Raw genomic sequence first — 21,917 nt, forward strand, 5'->3', positions numbered from 1 at the left:
AAGATTGTTGACAATTTTGTTTTTGTTTTATATGCTAAGTTGATGTTTAGTAATGAATGTAAATTACACAACACAAGCCTTAAGCTATAGTTAAGTTGGCAAATTAAGCCGCGCTATAAATGCAATATAAATTCTTTAAAAGGGTCAGAAATTTGGAAGCGTATTTGTTTGATGTATTAAATTTTTTAGTGCGAAGTTTTCATATAATTACCGGCATAGCTTGGATTGGCGCATCATTTTATTTTGTTATGCTAGATAATTCATTATATACACCTAAAAATCCTGCAGATACCAAAAATGGTGTTTTTGGTGAGTTATGGGCGGTACACGGTGGTGGTTTTTATCATTCGCAAAAATACATGTTGGGTCCCAAAAACCAGCCTTTAGACGATAATCTTCATTGGTCTAAATGGGAAGCATATACAACGTGGATCAGTGGTTTCTTTTTAATGGCTATTGTCTACTGGTATGGCGCTGATATTTACCTTATTGATACAAGTGTTGCTGATATATCGCAAAGCACAGCCATTGCAATTAGCTTAGGCTTTATGTTTGGTGGATACCTTATTTACGACTTCTTATGTAAATCTGCTTTAGCTAAAAATGATTTAGTTTTAGGTGTTGTAATTTTTGCACTTGTCTCTGCCGCCGCTTATGCATTAACACACATATTTAGTGGTCGTGGCGCTTTTATGACCTTTGGTGCCATGTTAGGTACTATTATGGCCGCTAGCGTATTCTTTGTTATTATTCCTGGCCAAAAGAAAATGGTCGAAAGGCTTATAGCAGGCGAGAAAGTTGACGCCGCCCCCGGAATAGCAGGTAAACAGCGTTCTGTTCATAACACTTATTTTACCTTACCTGTTGTCTTTGTGATGATAAGTAATCACTATGCCATGACTTATAACCATGAATATAACTGGTTAATATTAATGGGTATTTCTATGGCTGGTGCTTTAATACGGGTGTTTTTTGTTTCGCGTCACACGCCAGGAAAACCACTAACAGGAGCGTTAGTTACTGCTGTAGTTATTATGGTGGTCGTTATCTGGGCTATGGCGCCTAAGTCAATCGTCACGAACACTGATTCAACAGTATCACCAGTAGAATTCTCTCAAGTTCAAGCCATTATTCAACAGCGTTGTTCATCTTGTCATGCAGACAAACCCACTCAAGCTGGTTTTGCCGCTGCGCCTAAAGGCTTTATTTATGACACACCTGAACAAATTAAAGCGCAAGCCACCCAAATTTATCAACAAACCGTAGTCCTTAAAGCTATGCCTATAGGTAACTTAACCAAAATTACTGACTCAGAGCGGAAGTTAATTGCACTGTGGTACCAACAACGTCAAACAACAAAAGAGTAATGTAACCTTTACTTTATACAACTAAATAATCACGGAATAAAAAGTTACAACAAAACAAAAACTGAGAAGATAAATGAACATGATAACCACAGTTATTAGTACTACCTCGTTTCTATTGTTTGGTTTGAGTGTTGCTACAACACAAGCTGCTACTTTTAGTACAATTAAAGTAGCAAGTTTATAGGACACAGGACATGATAAACCAAGCCCTGATGGCAATGAAGTAACGTTCACTATTGCAAATTCAACAGGCTTTACTTGGGGTGATAGCTATTGTTGTGCCGATGTAACCCTTGCCAGTGATGTTAATTGAACCTGTGTACAGATCTCGAGTTTGGTCCTCGCTATCACCTCTTTAAAACTGATCATAACGATGCAATTAAAGAGCTTACACCCTTGTTCAAGCTGATATTACCTCTAACAAGTTCACTTCAAAGATATTAAAAATGGCAGGTGATTCTGTTTCTAGTGCAAATTTACAGGTTTTTGTAACCCATGGACAACAAGGCTTTAATTTTCATGCAGTAATTTGGCATATGCCCTTAATATAAGAAAAAAGACCGATTTTTTATTGGCTTTGACAGGGTCGGTGCTGGCAAACATTGTGATGAACTTACTTTAGAAAACGAAACTATTGAGTTGACATTAGTATGAGTAAAATAGATATGAATAATTACCCTCGAGATATGAAAGGATACGGAGAGCATGCACCTAACGTTACTTGGCCGAATAAGGCAAAAGTGGCGGTGCAATTTGTGATCAACTATGAAGAAGGAGCCGAGAATTGCATTTTACATGGTGATAATGCCTCGGAAACTTTTCTATCAGAAATCATTGGCGCACAACCGTTTGTTAACGAACGGCATATGAACATGGAGTCTTTTTATGAATATGGCAGCCGCGCAGGTTTTTGGCGATTACATCGCTTATTCTCTCAGCGGGGCTTACCTGTAACTGTTTTTGGTGTCGCGATGGCGATGCAACGTAATCCTGAAGCGGTTGAAGCGATGTTAAAAGCAGATTGGGAAATTGCCAGTCATGGATACAGGTGGATAGATTATCAAAATGTACCCATTGAAACCGAGCGTGAACATTTAAAAAAAGCGATAGCTATCCACGAGGAAATGACAGGACAAAAACCTAAAGGTTGGTATCTTGGCCGCATGAGTGAAAATACTCGACAGTTGGTTATGGAGGAGGGCTCTTTTTTATATGATGCTGATAGTTATGCTGATGATTTACCTTATTATGTCAAAGGTAAAAAAAAGCCACATTTAATTGTCCCTTATAGTTTAGATGCCAATGATATGCGTTTTGCGAGTCCGCAAGGTTTTAATTCAGGTGAACAGTTTTATTGTTACTTAAAAGATACTTTTGATACCTTGTATGCTGAAGGAGCTGATGCGCCAAAAATGATGTCTATTGGTTTGCATTGCCGCATTATTGGCCGACCAGGTCGTTTTGCAAGTTTGGTTAAGTTCCTAGATTATATTGGAAAATATAATGATGTCTGGGTGTGTAGAAGGCAAGATATTGCAGAGCACTGGTTAGCAAACCATAAAGCAGAATAAGTAGTAAGCAGAGTAAGTAGTAAATAGCTAAAGCTAATTATACAGCAACAACACCAAGAGCCTCAATTTAAGAGGTTTGACTGGTGTTGTTGTTAACAGATTGAGCATAGGGTAAAAATATTACAATGCCCCCCTCAAAAGAAGTAAGTTGAAACAAAGGTTACACTAGCAATAAAACCACGATGATCTGTTTTTCTAACCGCTAAAAAAGGCATAGTTAACGCACCAAAAATGTCTGCTCCCATAAAATAACTCGCCAACATACTCGCACTAACGGTACATAATAATTTGCGTTAGCGTCAAAATGCCAAGATGAGTTGGAATACGATTTAACAATGGTGGTTTATCTTGTTAGCCCTTTTATTTGAAAAGTAGTCTGCCACATGGAGCATGATAACGTACTTTCCAACTTCAATCTTGGTGTCGTCAAGTAATAACTCGTCTGTTTGTGACCGTCAGTATTAGTCATTAAACCAGTAAGCGTATGATTATTATGTTTTTTATGTGCGTTACTCGCATTATAGGTCAACTTTTTGGTAAATTACACGTGATTATTAAGGTATTTCATTAAGCATAAATATTGTTTGACCTTAATAGATTTGACTTAAATGTTAATTGTCAACAATTACGTTTACAATTAACTGCCTTTGTTGACAGATGTTGTGAATTTGTTTACATTCATCAACATTGCAGCTTTAGATAAAGACAATTATCAGCGAAGACCTCAACACATAATTAACATAACAATCAACGTATGATTAAGGAATAAGTGGTTAAGTAAATGACAATATATCAACAGAAAAACTTGCTAAAAGTCGATATTGATTTAGTAAAATTCATAGAAGACGAGGTTTTACTCGGCTTAAACATTTCTGCTGATGTTTTTTGGAAGTCCTTATCAACAATAACTCATCAATTAGGCCCTGAAAACAGAGCCTTATTAGTAAAACGCACTCAATTACAGGAACAACTTGATGATTGGAATCTCGCGCATCAAGATAATTTTGATATTGAGGAATATAAAAATTTTCTTTTTGATATAGACTATTTGAGCCCTGAAGGTGATGACTTTCTTATCACCACAAACAACGTAGATAATGAAGTCAGCTCACAAGCTGGACCACAACTTGTTGTTCCGGCCGCCAACGCTAGATTTGCATTAAATGCCGCTAATGCGCGCTGGGGAAGTTTATACGATGCCCTTTATGGAACTAATGTCATTAGTGGTGAAGATGGCGCTGAGAAAAAAGCAACGCATAATCCTATTAGAGCAGCAAAAGTAGTCGCTTACGGCCGTCAATTTTTAGATGATCACTTTCCACTAGTCAACGGCTCACATCATCAGTCATGTGCTTATATTATTGACAATAAAAAGCTTTTAGTCACTTTAATTGATGGTCAAACCTCACTATTAAAAAATACTGAACAATTTATTGGCTTTCAGGGGGATAAGAATAAGCTCAGCTCCATTTTACTTAACCATCATAATTTACGTGTGGCGATAGAAATAGATGCAAGCTCAGCTATTGGTAAAACAGACGCTGCAAATATAAAAGATATTACTTTAGAATCAGCATTAACCACAATACAAGATTTTGAAGATTCGGTAGTTGCAGTAGACGCCAAAGAAAAAATTCATGTTTATCGTAATTGGTTAGGGCTAATGAAAGGTGACTTAAGTGAAACTATTGATAAAGCAGGTAAAATAACCCAGCGAGTATTACAAGCTGATAAAATTTATCAGGATCTTAACGGTGGTAACTTAAATTTGCCAGGACGCAGTTTATTATTCTGTCGAAATGTTGGTCACTTAATGACCAGTACTGCAATACTCGATCAAGAGGGCTTCGAAATTCAAGAGGGTATCATGGACGCCATGATAAGCACCTTAATAGCCTTACACGATTTACAAAAAAATAGTATTCACCGTAACTCAAGAAAGGGTAGTGTCTACATTGTTAAGCCTAAAATGCATGGCCCTGATGAAGTGGCTTTTGCTAACAAACTGTTTAATGCTGTTGAAGACGGTTTAAGTCTTGTCAGATATACCATTAAAATTGGGGTAATGGATGAAGAACGTCGCACAACAGTCAACCTGAAAGAGTGTATTAGAGCCGTAAAAAATCGTGTTGTATTTATTAATACTGGTTTTTTAGATAGAACGGGCGATGAAATACATACCAGTATGCTACTAGGTCCCATGGTGTTAAAAGGTGATATGAAGGCACAACCCTGGATTAAAGCCTACGAAGATTGGAATGTAGATATAGGTTTAGCTTGCGGTTTTTCCGGTAAAGCACAAATTGGTAAAGGGATGTGGACTATTCCTGATGAAATGGCTGAGATGATGAAAATGAAAATTGCTCATCCTTTATCAGGTGCTAATACGGCATGGGTTCCATCACCAACCGGGGCCACCTTACATGCAATACATTACCATCAAGTGAATGTATTTGAAGTACAAAATAGTGTTGCGCAAAGACCTCGTGCTCGTTTAAATGATATATTAACAGTACCCTTATTAAAAAAATCTGAGCAATTGGGTAAAGAGGCAATAGAAAAAGAGCTTAATAACAATACCCAAGGTCTCTTGGGTTACGTAGTTCGTTGGGTTGATTTAGGCATGGGCGCCTCAAAAGTCCCCGACATTAACAATGTTGGCTTAATGGAAGATAGAGCGACATTACGAATTTCTAGTCAGCACATTTGTAACTGGCTAGCCCATGGTATTTTATCTGAGTCTGAAGTGAGATCTTCCTTAGAAAAAATGGCGGTTATTGTTGATCAACAAAATGCCCATGACCCTTTATATCAGCCAATGTCTGTTAACTTTGTCAGTAGTTTAGCTTTTCAAGCAGCATTAGATCTTGTCTTTAAAGGAAAAACACAGCCCAATGGTTATACCGAGCCTTTACTTCACGCTTATAGAAAAGAATTTAATGAAGCCCAAACAATAAGGAAAAACGAAAATGTCTAATAAAAGTACATATTATGCGCCTAAAGGTGGATTACCCCCACAAACACAATTGATCTCTGATCGCGCTATTTTTACCGAAGCTTACGCAATTATACCTAAAGGTGTGTTAACTGATATTGTTATCAGTTACTTACCCTTTTGGAATAATATGAGGATGTGGGTGCTGGCTCGTCCATTGAGTGGTTTTTCAGAAACTTTTTCTCAATATATAGTAGAAGTAGCACCAAACGGAGGCTCTGAAAAACCAGAACTTGATGAAAATGCTGAAGGTGTACTCTTTATTGTTGAAGGTGAAATGGATGTTACTATCGAAGGGACAAACCACTATATGACATCAGGTGGGTATGCTTATTTACCTGCTGGTGCTAAATGGACACTTAAAAATAATAGTTTAGAAAATGTAAAATTCCATTGGATCCGCAAAGCTTATCAAGTTGTTGAAGGCATCGATGCACCAGAAGCTTTTGTAACCAGTGACCATGAAGTTGAAGCTATTGAAATGCCTAATACCGGTGGTGTATGGAAAACCACCAGATTTACTGAGCAATCAGATATGCGCCATGATATGCATGTAAACATTGTAACTTTTGAACCAGGCGGCGTGATCCCTTTTGACGAAACACATGTGATGGAACATGGATTATATGTTTTAGAAGGTAAAGCTGTTTATCATTTAAACGGTGAGTGGGTTGAAGTAGAGGCGGGTGACTTTATGTGGTTACGTGCTTTTTGTCCACAATCTTGCTATGCCGGTGGCCCAGGTCCATTTAGATATTTGTTATATAAAGATGTAAATAGACATATGCCATTTATACGTCCGAGAAGTTAATCTCTTCTGTGCTTATCGTCGCTCTATGCGTACTTTTTAGTAAAATATCGAATGTGCTAATAATGTTGGATATTTTACTTTAGCCGCTGGCTAATAAGAGGTTTATATATGTCTGCTAAAGGCATCCTTGTAAGCGGAATAGGGCTTCTTATTTGCTAGCATTTATAAAATCCCTATAAACCTAGCAAAAGATGATGCTAGCTACTAAGAAATGCTTGAGGTATCTCAATTAGTAAAGTTAACTTCATTTATTGATAACTTATCGTTTGGTATTGATACTTTGCTAGTCTCTAAAAATGTAGGATTATCGGATGGCCAAGCACAACGATTAGAGATTGCACATTGGTTGTTACGTCTAGCAAAGGTGCTGATTTTATACGAGCCAACCAAAGGCTTAGATCTAGGGAACTAAGAAGTAGTGATTATCAAACTCTCGCACGTGTAAGAAAACACAAACAGACGTTACTCGTTATTACTCATTTTTGCGACGGATTGACATTTTTACCTTAGGTAATTTTATTGACGTTTATAGGCCGAGTATAAACTTTGATAACGCAAATATTTATCATTTAGCCAACACTTATGTTGCTGGCATTACACAAATGTATTTAACCACCTCCTACCTTTTTAACGTCGACTTATAGGCTTTTAAAGTTCCCCTTAGGCTCATTAGTTCTAATCAAAAACACCTCCCATTAAGGGGATGTTTGTAAGATTACAGCTTGTTTTTGTACCTTGATCAAATTACTAATTATATTTCAATATATTAGCTTGCATATAAACCCATTCGTTTATATGCTTTTATGAGAAAGATTATTAAAAATAATTGGGTATTTAAATGAGTAAAGTTGTGTTAATTGTCGACGATAGTATTGTTTCTCGAATGATGCTCAAAGAAATTGTTAAATCTTATATACCTGGAGTCGACATCATTGAAGCTGGAGGTGGCGAGCAGTGCTTGAGCCAATTAACGGCGGAAAGTAAAATTGATATTGCGATTTTTGATTATAATATGCCTAGTATGACAGGTATAGAATTAATTTTTGCATTAGATAAACTAATTTCAATTCCTAAGCGCGCTTTGTTGACCGCAAATATTCAAGATGAAATAAAACAGCAGGCTGAGCAAGCGGGTGTTGTTTTTTTAACTAAGCCGATTACCGAAGAACTTATTAGCCATTTTTTAAATAGTTAGGGAAGCATATGAAGGATAATTTATCTCCACTTGAAATTGATGCCCTCACCGAAATATTTAATATCGGTATTGGTAGAGCAGCCAATTCCCTGAATAAAATGGTATCTCAACCGGTTGATTTAACTATCCCAAAAGTCGAAATCATCTCTAACAAAGTAGCTAAATCTAAATTGAATTTTGCTAGTGATACAGAAATTAGTGCTGTAATCCAACGATTTGAAGGTGACTTTAAAGGCCAAGCATTACTCATGTTTAGCAAAGAAAGTGGTTTGCAATTAGTGAGTACTTTACTTGGTAATAAGTTTCCTCCCGAGGCTTTGTCTGATCTTGAGCAAGATTCTTTAGTAGAAATAGGCAATGTTATTTTAAATGCTTGTTTTGGAACGGTCATTAACTTTCTTAAATCTTCAATAAAAATTGAAATGCCGGAGTTTATACAAGGAGATATTAATAAAGTCTATGTATATAGCAGCGAAAATGATTGGTCTTTATATATAAAAGTTAAGTTCTCTTTACCTGATGATAATATTGAAGGCTTTATTTCTTTTATTATGGATATTACCTCGTTAGAGATTTTTCAAGAATCTGTGCGAAAATTTGTTTTTGGCATTACTAACAAAAGTGAAGCTTAGCTCTGCTATGAATAATTTAACAAAAAATATTTTGTTTAGTTCTGTTAATGAGCTTTCCCTTGGTATTATCATTATTGATGAAAACTATCAGGTTGTTTTTTATAATCAGTGGATAAAAGATCATTCTGCAATAGTCGATGATAAAGGTTTTGGTTGTAAAATCGGTGATATTCTAGAGGGTTTTAACTATTCTCGCTTAAGTGATGCATGCAGTGAGGCATTAACGTTAGGATTGCCCACTAAACTCTCTAATACTTTTAATCCTAAACCTTTAGCGTTATTCCATAAAAGCCATGTCGGTGATAACAATTACCGTATACAGCAGCAAATATCGATTAAAAGCATCAATACTTCCCGCAATGAACGCTTATGTGAAATTCTGATCCAAGATGTGTCTAGTTCAGTTAAAAAAGAATTGATGCTGAAAAGTTTAGCCGATGAAAATAAGAAACAACAATTAAAAGCTGAATTAGCCAATCGGACTAAATCACAGTTTTTGGCTAATATGAGTCATGAAATTAGAACGCCAATGAACGGTGTTTTAGGTATGTTAAATTTATTATCAACGACCGAGCAAAGTCAAGAACAAGCTCATTTTACTCGATTAGCGCATTCAAGCGCCGATACCTTGCTTCATATTCTAAACGACATTCTAGATTTTTCAAAAATAGAAGCAGGTAAACTTGAAGTAGAATTGATTACATTTGACCTTTTAAGGAATTTAGGTGATTTGGTTCAGTCATTATCGATGAACAACAAAGATAAAAAATTAGAAATTATTCTTGATGTCACCGATGTTGCTCATCAAATGGTCATTGGTGATCCTGGTAGATTAAGACAAATCATTACTAACTTAGTTGGCAATGCAATAAAGTTTACCCCCACGGGTGAGATTGTTATTAAAGCAAAGACAGTTTTAAATGACAATGGAGATATAAAACTACATATCGATGTCATAGATACAGGAATCGGTATACCAGCGGATAAATGTTCAATACTTTTTGATGTGTTCACTCAAGTCGATGTATCGACAACACGAGAGTATGGTGGTACTGGTTTAGGCTTGTCTATTGTAAAGCAATTATGTGAATTAATGGGGGGAGGTATTACTGTTAGCAGTGTCTTTGGTCAAGGTAGCGAATTTAGTTTTAATATCCAATTAAAACCTACCACAGAAAAATTGCAAATTCAGTTAGGTACCCATTTAAATGGAATGAGCATTCTAGTTACTGATGATAATCTTACTCATCTTGAAGTGCTTAGCAAACAACTCAGTCTTTTTGGGGCTAAAGTTATTCAAGCTAACAGTGGTAGTAAGGCATTGGCTATATTGAAGCAATACGATAGCCATTATTTTGCTATGGCTATTATTGATATGCAAATGCCGAGTATGTCAGGTAGTGAGCTAAACGCTGAGATTAGAAGAATTAAGTCACTTGATAAGCTTAAAATAGTGATGTTAACCTCAATGGATCAGATTGTTAAAGGTCCTTTGTCATCAACATCAGGATCCTCAGATTATTTATTAAAACCTGTAGTCATTGATGAGTTACTTAATATCCTAGATGCTACACTTAACAAGACACAGGCATTAAAAAAGACGGCTAGCCTTAGAAGTAATATGTTAGACAATAAAAGTCAGATCGCTAAAGCAAAAATATTGTTAGTTGAAGACAACCGAATTAACCAACAAGTTGCTCTAGGTATATTAAGAAAGTTTGATTATTCTATTGATATAGCAGTCAATGGTGTAAATGCAATCGATATCTTAGAGAAGAAAGATCCAGAAGAACCTTATGACCTAATTCTAATGGATTGCCAAATGCCAGAAATGGATGGCTATCAAGCCACTGAACATATAAGAAATAATATGGATAGTGTCTTTTTCTCGACTATTCCTATTATTGCAATGACGGCAAATACTATGAAAGGTGATAAAGAAAAATGCTTTGTATCGGGTATGAATGATTATATTTCTAAACCGATAAACCCTAAACTGTTGGAAGAGAAAATTAGTTACTGGTTGAACAAGCTTAATTAACTTTAGTAATCAACTAGTGATTTTCTTACTAGTAAAACAGAAAAATAAAAGCACAGGCCACTTTTTTAATATAGTAACTTTTTAAAGTATCGCTAAAATTAATTATCAACGCTCATTACTTATTTTATCTGAGCACTATCAAAAGCAACATTAACCTTAAATTTAAATGTTGCTAATAAGCGTTACAAGAGCTTCACCATGAAGTAAACCATATATTCATGTTTGCATTATTGACGCTTGAATTCTTCGCATAATGCAGTGATTTTTGATAAAAAGACAACTTTAGGCTCTCCAGTCGAGACTGAGCTGTCAGTTACTTTGGCGATGTTAACAATCATTATTTATACTATTAGTGCTGTTGTCGCCATCAACACTTAACATATAACAAGTGGCAAATTTTATTCTCCTTTAAATTGAAAAATAAATTTTATTATTATCGTCATCATTAAACTTCAGCTGACAATTTTGCTTCTCGCCTATAACTTGGCAGTAGGCAATCGCATCAGGTTTAAAATATTGATAAAATACGTATAACTTAGGCGACTAATCCTCAAATTTAACTATTCAATAACGCCCTAGTGAAAGGAGTACATTTAAAGATGTTAGAAATAGCAGTTATATACTTAGTTGCAGCACTTGTTGCCGTGCCGGTGGCAAAGAGACTCGGCTTAGGTTCTGTTTTGGGTTATCTGTTAGCGGGAATTTTAATTAGCCCTAACTTACTCGGCTTGGTTGGCGATCAAACCAGTGTTATGCATTTTGCCGAGTTTGGTGTTGTGATGATGCTATTTTTAGTTGGCCTGGAATTACAACCGGCCAGACTCTGGAAATTGCGCCACTCTATTCTAGGCCTAGGTGGCTTACAAGTTATAGCAACAAGCACACTTATTTTTACACTTTGTTTTTACCTATTCAGTTTGCCTTGGCAAACATCATTGGCAATAGGCTTGATGTTAGCATTGTCTTCAACAGCGATTGTTTTGCAGACATTGACAGAAAAGGGTTGGATCAAACAAGACGCGGGGCAAAATGCTTTCTCGGTACTCCTGTTCCAAGATATTGCGGTAATTCCTATTCTTGCAATATTACCACTGCTTGCCTTTCAAGACTTAAGTACAGCACAGTCTTCTGGCCATAGTTTGATTGCTCACTTACCCGTTTACGTTCAAGTGGGGGTTTCTCTTTCAGTCATTGCAGCCATTATTTTAGCAGGCAAATACATCTCATCGCCATTATTTCGTTACATTGCAGAAACAAGGTTACGTGAAATTTTTACCATTGCGGCATTATTATTAGTTATTGCCATTGCACTGATTATGGAAAAAATAGGTTTGTCTCCTGCGCTGGGTACATTCTTAGCGGGTGTAGTTCTGGCTGAAAGCGAGTTTAGGCACGAATTAGAGGCTGATATTGAACCCTTTAAAGGATTATTGCTCGGTTTGTTCTTTATAACCGTAGGTGCTTCGATAGATTTTCCTCTTCTTTTTGAGAAAATTACATTTGTTACGTTAACGGTATTAGCCCTTATAACGATTAAAGCACTGGTTCTTTTTGTGTTGGCACATTTTTTTAAGATGAAAGGCAGTCAAAAGATACTGTTCACTTTAGCTTTAGCACAAGGTGGTGAATTTGCTTTTGTCTTACTTTCATTAACAAGTAATCTACTTATCACCACACCAGAGCAGACTAAGTTAATTACACTTATCGTTGCTATATCAATGCTTTGCGCACCATTACTATTGATTTTATATGAGAAGGTATTGGCGAGAAAAACTTCTGCTACACCTGAATTTGATGCGATAAAAGACCTCGAACCCACAAAAAATGTCATTATTGCTGGTTATGGACGTTTTGGACAAATTATAGGACGTTTATTAACAGCTCAAGGCTATCATTTGTCGATTCTTGATCACAGTGCTAGCCAAATAGATTTACTCAGGCGTTTTGGTAACAAAGTTTTTTATGGTGATGCCGCCCGACAAGATTTATTAGCAGCTGCAGGGGCCCAAAATGCAAAAATGCTGGTTATTGCTGTAGACGAGCCCGATAAAACATTAGATATTATTAAATTGGCTCGTAAGCACTATCCGCATTTAAAAATTCTTGCACGCGCTATTGACCGACGACACGCTTATCAAATTATGCAGCTTGGGGTGACAAGTCTTAAACGAGAAACTTTTGACTCTGCCGTTAATTTTGGTATTGAAGCATTGGTATTACTTGGCAACGATCCGGTTGAATCGGCTAGAGCAGGAGAACTTTTTGCTGAACATGATACTGAGTCAATGACAATTTTGGCTGATAAATGGGGTGATGATAAAAGTTATGGGGTAGCGGTTAAACAACGAAGTGAAGATTTGCAACAAGTATTACAAAACGATAAAATTGAGCAAAACAAACTAAAAAATCGTCAAAAAAATAACAAATAAAAGTGCTAATAACTCGATGTTATTAGCACTTTATTAACGTATTTAGCATTTAATCGGGGAATGGTCAGTAGAATAATTAACTTAGTTATTCCCCCAGCGCTACTTATGCATTTTTCTGCCATGCAAATGCTTTGAATGGTGCGTCTGTTGGCGTACTCGCAATGTGATTGGTATAGTTACTGATCACTTTTTGAGACAGGCCTAATATTATTTCTAATATTTGCTGTTCGCCATACCCAGTTTCTTTAAAACTGGCTAATTCTGTATCACTAACGTGTCCGCGATTACGAACAATAATCAAGGTCATATCTTGAAGTGCTTGTAACTTAGCGTTTGGCATTGGCGATTGATTACGCAAAGCCTCAGTTATTGCAGTATCAACTTTCATTGAATGAGCAATAGCCGTGTGTGCTGGTACACAGTAATTACAGCCGTGTTCAACATTTATTGTTTGCCAAACAACAGTTAATTCTTCTGCATCAAATGAGGTATTTGTAAATAGCTCATGAAGTTTTTGATAAGCTTCAAGAAGTTGTGGTGAGCTAGCAAGTACACCATGTAAATTTGGTAACATGCCAAAAGCTTTAACTGAGCCTTCTAAAAGTGTCTTACTTGCTTGTGGAGCAGATTCAATGGTATGTATTGTTAAAGTTGTCATTTTACTTTCCTTATCATTAATTTAATTTTATTGATCAGATTAAAATTCACAGTGAATGAATACTTCACGTCTATGGTGCTTATTTACAATAGATGTACCGATCGGTATGCCTTGATTTCATTATTGTACCGATCGGTATGATTAAGTCAACCGTAATTAATGAAATAAATATTATCGATTTAAAGGTCTAGAGATTGAGGTTATGCTAAAGAGTAAATAACGTGCTTAGGTATGCTGATTCACGAAAGGGTAATTAAAATTGAACTGGAGCACTTGTAGTGCTTTATTGGGGAATATCAAATTTTAAATCCCCCAAAATAATGCTAAATAGCGTATTATTGCAGGATGTGTATAGCCCAGGGACATCGTTTTAAAAAGAGCGATCTCTTTAGTTAACGCCGATACCTTTAAGCATACTATCTACAGTATATTCTAGTTGCGATTTAGCTACGCCAGAACGAGCCATAGAGGCAGTGCCTTTTAATAACGTATATACGCTTAGACTGTTTGCGTCGGCATTTTTATTTAGCCCTAAAGCGATAGCCTCTAAATCTTGATTGAAAAAATCGACATATAATTGTTTAGGAATGACTTCAGCATCTTCGAGTATCAATTTTGCTTGCTCAGGAATATCACCACTGACCAGTTCTGATTGACATAAAACTAAGTAGCATCCTTTTGCTTGTTCATCACTGCACTGCATGGTGACAATTGACATCATATGATTTTTCAAACGATTTTTTAGGGAAAGATCAGGTGCAAATAGTAACGCCATATGAGGTTTCATTTTAGTTTCAATATAGCATTGTGTGGCTTTAACAAATAAGGCTTCTTTGTTACCAAAAGTACTGTACATACTTGGTTTGTTAATCCCCATTTCTTTAGTTAAATCGGTGAGTGATGCGCCAACATAACCTTTTTGCCAAAAGACATTCATCGCAGCATTTAATGCTGTACTCTCATCGAAGGCTCTTCTTTTACCTTTTATCACAATATTACCCTGTAAATTTAACTCAACCCATTGTACCTAACGGTACAGGCGCATTCAAGCAGCAATAAATGGATAACGTTATGGAAAGATTTATAGTAAAAGTGATTAATTCTACGATTGGGTATACTCACTTAAATGTAAAAAGGCTACCTAGGTAACCTTTTTAAAATATTACGCTAACTTTACTTAGTTATCTGAATACGCTCAATTAAACTTTCATGTTTTTTATCTTTATTCATTGAAAAATCTAATTGAACTAACGCATTTTTTAACATGTGGTCACTGACAGAGTATTTCCATTGTTTTAATGCCTTTAAGGCTGCTTGGTCAAATACACCGGCAGGCTTTGAATTTATGACTGCTACATTTTCAACCGCACCATTTGTCATGATATCAAACGTTAGTACTACTGAGCCCTCTATATTGTCTTTTGCTGCTTGTTCTGGATATCTAGGATTGACTCGCTGAATAGGCTTAAGCTGAACTGACTCTGCGACTTTATCTCCAAGACTTTCCTGTTGATTTCCTGCGTAACTTAATCCTGAGAGCAGAGTAACGGTGGTAAATATTACGCTAGCCAATATTAATTTAGAGCTTTTTGGACGAGTTTTTAAATTATTAATTCGTTCTAACATCATTTTTTTATCTCCATATTTTTTAAATGATAGTTGAGCAAATGCTAATGAAGGTGTCGACTGAGCCGCCACTAACAGCGCTTTACTATAGTTAATCCTGCTCTCTTTTGGTTTGCGCGCCAGAACGAGTTGATCACAGGAAAGCTCTTGATCTTGACGAAACCTAAAATAGCCGAGCCAAGCAAGAGGGTGAAACCAAAACAACGTTAAGCAAGTCAGCGCAATTAGGTTCCAATAAATGTCATTTCGATCAAAATGACAAATTTCATGTTCAAGAATTAGTTTTTGTTGCTCAGTACTATAAAGCTCAAAAAAATCTTCTGGAATAATAAGTTTTTGCTGTACTAAACCCACCAACATTGGGCTATAAGTACCTGTACTTTGGTAGAGTAATATATTTGGGGGTAACACTAATGGCACCATAGACTTATTAATAGCGGTGAGCTGAAGGTGCTTGTTAAATATATGATAAGTTAACAAGCCATAGGTTATCATGGCAGCCGCAATAATTAGCCAAATATAGAGAGCCCAAGACATAGAAAGACTTTGTTGAATTTCAAGGGTTGGAGTTATCAAGTAACGTTTTATTTCAATTATTTTTGATAGGCTATTCTGCTGCCAAGGGAGTGGTAAGCAATATATCACCAGGCCTAAGGGCACTATTAACCATAGTAAATAAGTATTACTAGCGCCTAAATAATGTATTCGCCATTTATGTCCAACTAGCAGTATAGTTAGCAACAATGTTAAGGGCAGTAATAAAGTAAAGAGGTTATCAATCATTGTCTTGCTCCCATTTTGTAATGAGAAGCTTTAATTCATCAATATCTTCTTTCTTCAAATTGTTTTTTTTCGCAAAACCAGCAACTAATGGCGAAACTCTTCCTCTAAATAACCGTTCAATGAAACTTTGGCTTTGAACTTCCGTATAAGCATCTCGCTCAAGTAACGGAAAATAAAGATAATGACGTTCTTGCTTTTCAAAACCTATCGCCTCTTTTTTTACCAGACGATTTATCAGCGTTTTTACTGTTTTATCGTGCCAGGGCTTATGTTTATTAAGCTGTTCAATAATGCTATTTGCTGTAGCAGGGTGTTGAGCCCACAACGCTTCTAACACTTCAAATTCTGTATTAGTAATTTCAGACATATTTAAATATTACAGTTGTAATCGATGTGTTGATATTACACTTGTAATCACAGCTGTCAAGTCTCGAGGTGCTAATGGTATTTATATATCTATTGGTAACTTGGTTTACATGTTTTAGTAGAGAGTCAAATCCCCTAGATATCTGCTGTACTTTAAAGTCACTTTTTCTTGATTGAGATAGATAAATACCTAGAAGCTAAGCAAAGTTCGACAATATCAGCCATGGTAAGTCAATTTATAACACAGAATAAAAGTAACTAAAGTGTTGATATTCTTTAGGCGCTTATTTTACTTAAAGTACTGATTGGATTTAAGCTTTAAATAGAACAATGGTATTTACGCTTTACAGCTACAGTTGGTTTTTAAAACAAAGGGCCATGCTAGGTCGTTATATTTATAATTAAATATGTAGCGCAGGTGTAAGTTGCAAAAAATAGAAAACCCCTAATAGTCCCTACAGGTTTAGCGTTTAACTTTACTTTGACTTTAGCTTTTTAGGTAAAAATGACTTTGTTAGCTTATTTTACATTTTGTATTGTTAAAAATAGATATTTATATCTGTACGAAATTAATAAAAACAATAACGTCTAGTTTTCGCTTAGTAGACAAAGTTATCATTAATTCTTATATTGCTAACGTCAACAATTTTCATTCTAGGCTCATCATTTTTACTGATATTAAAGATTTTGACCTGTAGCATAATTGCTATCACCGATTTGTAAAGTCTTACAAGGGTTTTTTATCAATAGAAGTGGTTAACTTGCTATCTTCAATATCATCTGATTCTTGTAATATTTCAAGCATATCCGATGCAACCTCGGGGAAAGAATCGACAAATGTGCTGGCAATTTCTACCGCATGTTCAGGAATATTTTCAACCATATGGTTAACATAGTTACTGGCAGCATTTTCAATGTTTTCTGAGGTCTGTGCTGAGCCAGCTTGTTCACTGTCGATTAAATTTTGTACATAGGCCTCTGCAACATCACTTGACGATTCAGGAAGTGAATCTGATACCGTAAAGGCAAGCTCGGCTGATTGCTCAGGAGCAACATCTGTTAATCGATTATAAAGCTCAGTTGCTGTATTTTCTGATACAGCGGCTATTCTATCTATCGGTCGCATTGCATCTAAAGAATCTGATAAATTTGTCATGTATTCTTTAGTCATTTCTAAAAGTTCACTTGGGTAATCTTCGGCCATATTTTCAGCGGCGAGTTCCATGACATTAATACCGTCGTCAGGCATTGTATTTGCAATAGCAACAATAATATTAGTAAATTGGTCAGGGTACTCAGATGTTATCCAATCAACCAATTGATTGGCTTTCTCAGGGGAAGCATTTGTTAATGCTTGAGCAATATGAATACTCATTTGAGGTGCTGCGGAGGTTATTGCCGCATAAAGTTTACTAATGTCTATCGCGTCTATGGTACTTAATGCGGCGGCTAGATTTGAAGCATTTCGGGGGTCTCGAAGGACTAGCGCTTTAACCATGTTAACGGCTGCTGATGGGTTTTTATTTGCAAGGCTGATAGCAACTTCAACTTCTGGCGTTGTTTCAAATTGTGCCTCTGCATATTGCGTACGAGGATCGAGTTCCGATACTACGCCGCTGGGTGTTTGCATAACAAAGCTTTCTTGCTCATCAAGCGGTAACGCTTTTCTTAGTTTCATTCGAATACTGATAAATAGTAACAGTGTTATCGCAACGACATTCATAAAACTAAACAAGGCACTGTTACCGAAAGTATCCATGATCATAGAGGCTAGGTAGGGGCCTAAAATGCTGCCTAATGCATAGATCAATAATAACGAACTCATTGCAGATAAAATTTGTTCCTTTAATACTTTATCAAAAGTCTCTGACATACTCATTGGATAAAGGCAGGCAACTAATCCCGTAATCAGTGCTACGGCCAACAAGGTGAGTTTGAACATATCTGAGGAAATAAGAAAAGGTACTAATAAACATAATAAAATGAGTGTTGCGACCATACAGAACATCACTTTTCGACGGTCAAAGTGATCTGATAAGTAGGCAATAGGGAACTGCAAAATGATTGCCCCAGAAATGGCTGTGCCCATAAATATGGATAAATCTAAACCGGCAATACCATTGTTACTGGCGAAAATAGGCAGCATATTAATTAAAGCCGCATAGAGGACTCCACAGTAAAAGCAACTGACCACACCTAAAGGAGATAACTTGAAAACCGTCATTAAAGACATTGATTGACTGTCTTCAATTTGTGGTCCTTGTTGCTTACTAATCACGATAGGTGTGATTGATAAGCTAAATAAAATGCCGCAGATAACAAATAAGGTAATGTCATCAACAGGCGCGACATTTAATAAGAACTGACCAGAAAATAGTGCTGTCATTATCATCATTTGATTAATTGATAGTATGCGCCCTCTATTATTTTCTGTGGCGCTGTGGCTTAACCAACTATCAAGTGTGGCATTGGTACAAACAATACAAAAGCCAGTGACAATTCTCATACATGCAAGCATTAATGGTTCTGGATATAGGCCTGAAAGTAAAATAGCGACGGAAGTTAAGCTACCACACATCGCGAATATTCTTATGTGCCCGACACGTTGTAATAACATACGGCTATAATATGCACCCAACAAAAAACCCACAGATAACATCGATAACACTAAACCAATATTGTTCATGCTCATTCCATCGCTCTGCATGCGTACAGGCAATAAAATATTACTGAGTCCATAGCCTAGCATTAACAAGAAGCCACTTATTAATACTAAAATAAAGGGTCTGAGGGTCATTATCACAAGGAATACTCTTATCTATTTAGCGGAACGCTTTAATTATAAATTATTGATGTTACTTCAAAGTAACTCACAGATGTTTAGTATATCAAGCGCATATTAGGGTTTACAGTGGAATAATAAAAACAGATGACTAAAATTAGTTTATTCGTTCAAAATTCAATCGTTACCTTTTAAATCACACTGTCATCTCAATATTTAACAGCAGAAATGACTCTAACACTTCGTTATAGTAAATATATTTCAAGGTTAACTTATTAGCCGTATTAATCGATTATTGTTAATATAAGCAGTGAATTCCCCATAGATTGTACTATTTAAGCTAAAAAGTTGATTAAAACTTGAAAGCTAGATAAATATCTCAATATGAATGTAACGAGTGGTAATATTTAAGGGGCTAATAACAGCGCCTTTGCTAATTTAATAAAGAAACCCATGAATAAAATACGTGCAAGAATTAATCTAAAAGTTGGATTACACAGTGATATCGAGGCAGAAATCGCGACCTTTACAATGTTTGATGAAAACCATGAGCACATAGCGTTAATTTTTCAACAGGCCGATAAAAATCAGCAAGCACCACTAGTTCGTATGCATTCGGAATGTTTAACGGGCGATGTATTCCACTCTTCACGTTGTGATTGCGGTGAGCAGTTAGATGAAACTATCAATTTGATGAAAGAGCAGGGCGGAATTATTCTTTACCTTCGCCAAGAAGGTCGTGGCATTGGTTTATACAATAAATTAGATGCCTACGTGTTACAAAGCCAAGGGATGGATACCTATCAAGCCAACAAGCACTTAGGTTTTGCAGAAGATGCCCGTAGTTTTGAAGATGCAGTGACTATGCTGCAAGCTTTAGCCGTTAAAGATTTACGTTTGATCACTAATAACCCTAAAAAAATAAATGCCTTAAAAGATTATTTTAATATTGTCGAACAAGTGAACACGGGTTTGCATTTAAAAGATGATAATAACAATTATTTACGTACCAAAAAAAATCATGGTAAGCATGATTTGAAAATTGATTAGATAGTTAATCTTTGATTCCAAACCTATAAAGTCCATCGGTAATTATGTATCCGTTGGATTTTTCTCTAAAGCATTGTATGAAATGCTTAGGCAGTCGATAGAATAAATCACTTTTAAGTAGCGCTTTTAGCTAAATTCGTTATTCACTAAGTCAGTAGTATTAATTATTAATAAGGGAAAGTTTTTTAGATGTATAACCCAATAGTGAATTATACAGAAATAGTTAAATTTTAAGGTATTCCTACATTAAGTATTTACTGGCTATGCTAGCTTAACAATGCCCAGTGTCCTTAATATAATTCTTATTCAATAGCGTTTATATATGTTAGAATTCAATGATATTATTATTTAAAATTATTAGGCGTATTTCATGTCTGAACACACTATTATCGACATTTGTGTTGAACCTATAGAACTATGTAAATTACTCAAAATTGCTAATATGGTTGGTGGTGGCGGCGAAGCTAAAACCATGATCAGTGAAGGTAATGTTTTAGTAAATAATGAAGTTTCAGTTCAAAAGCGTAAAAAAATTCGTCGCGGCGATATTATCGAATATAACGGTAAAATTATTGAGGTTGCTTATAACCCGACTAAGAAATCAGCAGAGTTTATCAATTCTGTCGTTTCAGTAAGTCAGAATTCAAAAAAGAAAAAAAGAGCAAGAAGTAAATCGCCGATTATTGCATCTGAACCTGTTACAAAACCATCGAGTGAACGCTCAAAAAGAAAGTCTACAGCACTTTAATTCTTTGTTAAATTTCCTCCATATTGAAAATAAATCGTAACTTCTTTGTTGGGGGAAATTCAATTTCCAGTTATTTTAATAAATGGCATAATATTCTAGGCGATGAACCCCAGTAAAACTATGGGTAATGTGTTCTCGAAGTTTAGACTAGCTTTAATGAGCAATGAAAAAAAATCAGTGTTAATGACTTCCTAGTGCGTATTCGAGACATAAAGACTTACTGAATGTTAAGGTCAACTTTCCGATCATATAGCGATATAAGTTTCTGCTTCTATCGTGGCTTGGGGCATATAGTGCCATAGAATTTATAATTGCTTAGTACGTAATATAGAGGCGAAAAATAATTAACGTAAACCTCTGTTGTGGCATCAAATAAGACATTAGAAGGTTGGATTACAAAGGGAATCTATGCCATATGGGTATATAAATAACTATGAATTTACAGCTAATATTGCTCTTATGTGTATTCCTGAACCTGACTTAAATATTTATAGCAAAGATATCAATTTGTAGAGTAAGCTTCCCGTTATAATTACTAATCCAATCCAAGAAATCAAAATTTATTTTTAACAATTGAATTAGCTCTCTGGTTTGTTTTTATCTATGCAGTAGTTTAAATTTTTGTACCTACTTTATAAGATGAAGATAAGTTCTGTTTATTGGTAAGGTTCTATTCGCAGCCCTAGTTCAATAGCTGTTTTTGGCATCTCACATACGATTGAAGTATTACAATATTGACAAATTCTATGGCTTTCTTGTTCTTTTATTCTTTAACTAGCTTGGGAGCTAACAATCCCCATACCAATTAAAAAAATGCCAATGACTATCCTACTAGCTCCTTAACAGAGTCAAATAATACAGTA

General features: G+C 35.7%; 17 protein-coding genes. 12 read left to right on the forward strand and 5 right to left on the reverse strand.

Annotated features, from left to right (window positions below):
• Window positions 1-164: 164 nt before the first annotated feature.
• The 10 genes from H4J66_RS13945 (at window position 165) to H4J66_RS13990 (ending at window position 13,041) form a co-directional block, all read left to right on the forward strand.
• On the forward strand, window positions 165-1,367 hold the full coding sequence (locus tag H4J66_RS13945; protein ID WP_259369128.1) for a urate hydroxylase PuuD: 1,203 nt from the start codon (window positions 165-167) through the stop codon (window positions 1,365-1,367).
• 446 nt (window positions 1,368-1,813) lie between these two features.
• Window positions 1,814-1,918, forward strand: coding sequence for an ureidoglycolate lyase (locus H4J66_RS20820; protein WP_182175618.1), 105 nt, complete (start codon window positions 1,814-1,816; stop codon window positions 1,916-1,918).
• A gap of 99 nt (window positions 1,919-2,017) precedes the next feature.
• The gene (gene puuE / locus H4J66_RS13955) at window positions 2,018-2,938 is read left to right on the forward strand and encodes an allantoinase PuuE (protein ID WP_404842808.1); all 921 of its coding nucleotides are present in this window, start codon (window positions 2,018-2,020) and stop codon (window positions 2,936-2,938) included.
• A 781-nt stretch (window positions 2,939-3,719) separates the two neighbouring features.
• On the forward strand, window positions 3,720-5,915 hold the full coding sequence (locus H4J66_RS13960; RefSeq protein WP_182175619.1) for a malate synthase G: 2,196 nt from the start codon (window positions 3,720-3,722) through the stop codon (window positions 5,913-5,915).
• On the forward strand, window positions 5,908-6,744 hold the full coding sequence (locus H4J66_RS13965) for a bifunctional allantoicase/(S)-ureidoglycine aminohydrolase (RefSeq protein WP_182175620.1): 837 nt from the start codon (window positions 5,908-5,910) through the stop codon (window positions 6,742-6,744). The genes H4J66_RS13960 and H4J66_RS13965 overlap by 8 nt, the downstream gene beginning before the upstream one ends.
• A 211-nt stretch (window positions 6,745-6,955) precedes the next feature.
• Window positions 6,956-7,156 (forward strand): ATP-binding cassette domain-containing protein, encoded by a 201-nt coding sequence (locus H4J66_RS13970; protein WP_182175621.1) that lies wholly within the window; start codon window positions 6,956-6,958, stop codon window positions 7,154-7,156.
• Window positions 7,157-7,582: 426 nt separating this feature from the next.
• Window positions 7,583-7,939: a response regulator gene (locus H4J66_RS13975; protein WP_182175622.1), complete on the forward strand. Its 357-nt coding sequence runs from the start codon at window positions 7,583-7,585 to the stop codon at window positions 7,937-7,939.
• An 8-nt stretch (window positions 7,940-7,947) separates the two neighbouring features.
• Window positions 7,948-8,571: a chemotaxis protein CheX gene (locus H4J66_RS13980; protein WP_182175623.1), complete on the forward strand. Its 624-nt coding sequence runs from the start codon at window positions 7,948-7,950 to the stop codon at window positions 8,569-8,571.
• Window positions 8,572-8,578: 7 nt separating this feature from the next.
• Entirely contained in the window at window positions 8,579-10,612 is a 2,034-nt protein-coding gene (locus H4J66_RS13985) for a response regulator (RefSeq protein ID WP_182175624.1), read from the forward strand.
• Window positions 10,613-11,211: 599 nt separating this feature from the next.
• Window positions 11,212-13,041: a monovalent cation:proton antiporter-2 (CPA2) family protein gene (locus tag H4J66_RS13990; protein WP_182175625.1), complete on the forward strand. Its 1,830-nt coding sequence runs from the start codon at window positions 11,212-11,214 to the stop codon at window positions 13,039-13,041.
• A gap of 103 nt (window positions 13,042-13,144) precedes the next feature.
• Here H4J66_RS13990 and H4J66_RS13995 read toward each other — a convergent pair whose 3' ends face one another.
• The 5 genes from H4J66_RS13995 to H4J66_RS14015 form a co-directional block, all read right to left on the reverse strand.
• Window positions 13,145-13,699: a carboxymuconolactone decarboxylase family protein gene (locus tag H4J66_RS13995; RefSeq protein ID WP_182175626.1), complete on the reverse strand. Its 555-nt coding sequence runs from the start codon at window positions 13,697-13,699 to the stop codon at window positions 13,145-13,147.
• Between the two features lie 388 nt (window positions 13,700-14,087).
• Window positions 14,088-14,636, reverse strand: coding sequence for a TetR/AcrR family transcriptional regulator (locus H4J66_RS14000; RefSeq protein WP_220463313.1), 549 nt, complete (start codon window positions 14,634-14,636; stop codon window positions 14,088-14,090).
• A gap of 236 nt (window positions 14,637-14,872) precedes the next feature.
• On the reverse strand, window positions 14,873-16,108 hold the full coding sequence (locus H4J66_RS14005) for a M56 family metallopeptidase (protein ID WP_182175628.1): 1,236 nt from the start codon (window positions 16,106-16,108) through the stop codon (window positions 14,873-14,875).
• Window positions 16,101-16,475, reverse strand: coding sequence for a BlaI/MecI/CopY family transcriptional regulator (locus tag H4J66_RS14010; protein WP_182175629.1), 375 nt, complete (start codon window positions 16,473-16,475; stop codon window positions 16,101-16,103). The genes H4J66_RS14005 and H4J66_RS14010 overlap by 8 nt, the downstream gene beginning before the upstream one ends.
• A 726-nt stretch (window positions 16,476-17,201) precedes the next feature.
• Entirely contained in the window at window positions 17,202-19,271 is a 2,070-nt protein-coding gene (locus H4J66_RS14015) for an MFS transporter (RefSeq protein WP_220463311.1), read from the reverse strand.
• Window positions 19,272-19,709: 438 nt separating this feature from the next.
• Here H4J66_RS14015 and ribA point away from each other — a divergent pair, with 438 nt between their 5' ends.
• Together ribA and H4J66_RS14025 are read left to right on the forward strand one after the other, a co-directional pair.
• Window positions 19,710-20,306 (forward strand): GTP cyclohydrolase II RibA, encoded by a 597-nt coding sequence (ribA, locus tag H4J66_RS14020; RefSeq protein ID WP_182175631.1) that lies wholly within the window; start codon window positions 19,710-19,712, stop codon window positions 20,304-20,306.
• Between the two features lie 370 nt (window positions 20,307-20,676).
• On the forward strand, window positions 20,677-21,054 hold the full coding sequence (locus H4J66_RS14025; protein WP_182175632.1) for an RNA-binding S4 domain-containing protein: 378 nt from the start codon (window positions 20,677-20,679) through the stop codon (window positions 21,052-21,054).
• Window positions 21,055-21,917: the final 863 nt, after the last annotated feature.

This window comes from Colwellia sp. MB3u-55 (genome assembly GCF_014076785.1).
Lineage (GTDB): Bacteria > Pseudomonadota > Gammaproteobacteria > Enterobacterales > Alteromonadaceae > Colwellia_A.

Bases quoted from the DNA above. Each gene is read 5' to 3' on its own strand.
- H4J66_RS14010 (WP_182175629.1), bottom strand. From the start codon at position 16,475: ATGTCTGAAATTACTAATACAGAATTTGAAGTGTTAGAAGCGTTGTGG.
- H4J66_RS14025 (WP_182175632.1), top strand. From the start codon at position 20,677: ATGTCTGAACACACTATTATCGACATTTGTGTTGAACCTATAGAACTA.
- puuE (WP_404842808.1), top strand. From the start codon at position 2,018: ATGAGTAAAATAGATATGAATAATTACCCTCGAGATATGAAAGGATAC.
- H4J66_RS13970 (WP_182175621.1), top strand. From the start codon at position 6,956: ATGCTTGAGGTATCTCAATTAGTAAAGTTAACTTCATTTATTGATAAC.
- ribA (WP_182175631.1), top strand. From the start codon at position 19,710: ATGAATAAAATACGTGCAAGAATTAATCTAAAAGTTGGATTACACAGT.
- H4J66_RS20820 (WP_182175618.1), top strand. From the start codon at position 1,814: ATGGCAGGTGATTCTGTTTCTAGTGCAAATTTACAGGTTTTTGTAACC.
- H4J66_RS14000 (WP_220463313.1), bottom strand. From the start codon at position 14,636: ATGAATGTCTTTTGGCAAAAAGGTTATGTTGGCGCATCACTCACCGAT.
- H4J66_RS13990 (WP_182175625.1), top strand. From the start codon at position 11,212: ATGTTAGAAATAGCAGTTATATACTTAGTTGCAGCACTTGTTGCCGTG.
- H4J66_RS14005 (WP_182175628.1), bottom strand. From the start codon at position 16,108: ATGATTGATAACCTCTTTACTTTATTACTGCCCTTAACATTGTTGCTA.
- H4J66_RS13975 (WP_182175622.1), top strand. From the start codon at position 7,583: ATGAGTAAAGTTGTGTTAATTGTCGACGATAGTATTGTTTCTCGAATG.
- H4J66_RS13995 (WP_182175626.1), bottom strand. From the start codon at position 13,699: ATGACAACTTTAACAATACATACCATTGAATCTGCTCCACAAGCAAGT.
- H4J66_RS13985 (WP_182175624.1), top strand. From the start codon at position 8,579: ATGAATAATTTAACAAAAAATATTTTGTTTAGTTCTGTTAATGAGCTT.
- H4J66_RS13960 (WP_182175619.1), top strand. From the start codon at position 3,720: ATGACAATATATCAACAGAAAAACTTGCTAAAAGTCGATATTGATTTA.
- H4J66_RS14015 (WP_220463311.1), bottom strand. From the start codon at position 19,271: ATGACCCTCAGACCCTTTATTTTAGTATTAATAAGTGGCTTCTTGTTA.
- H4J66_RS13980 (WP_182175623.1), top strand. From the start codon at position 7,948: ATGAAGGATAATTTATCTCCACTTGAAATTGATGCCCTCACCGAAATA.
- H4J66_RS13965 (WP_182175620.1), top strand. From the start codon at position 5,908: ATGTCTAATAAAAGTACATATTATGCGCCTAAAGGTGGATTACCCCCA.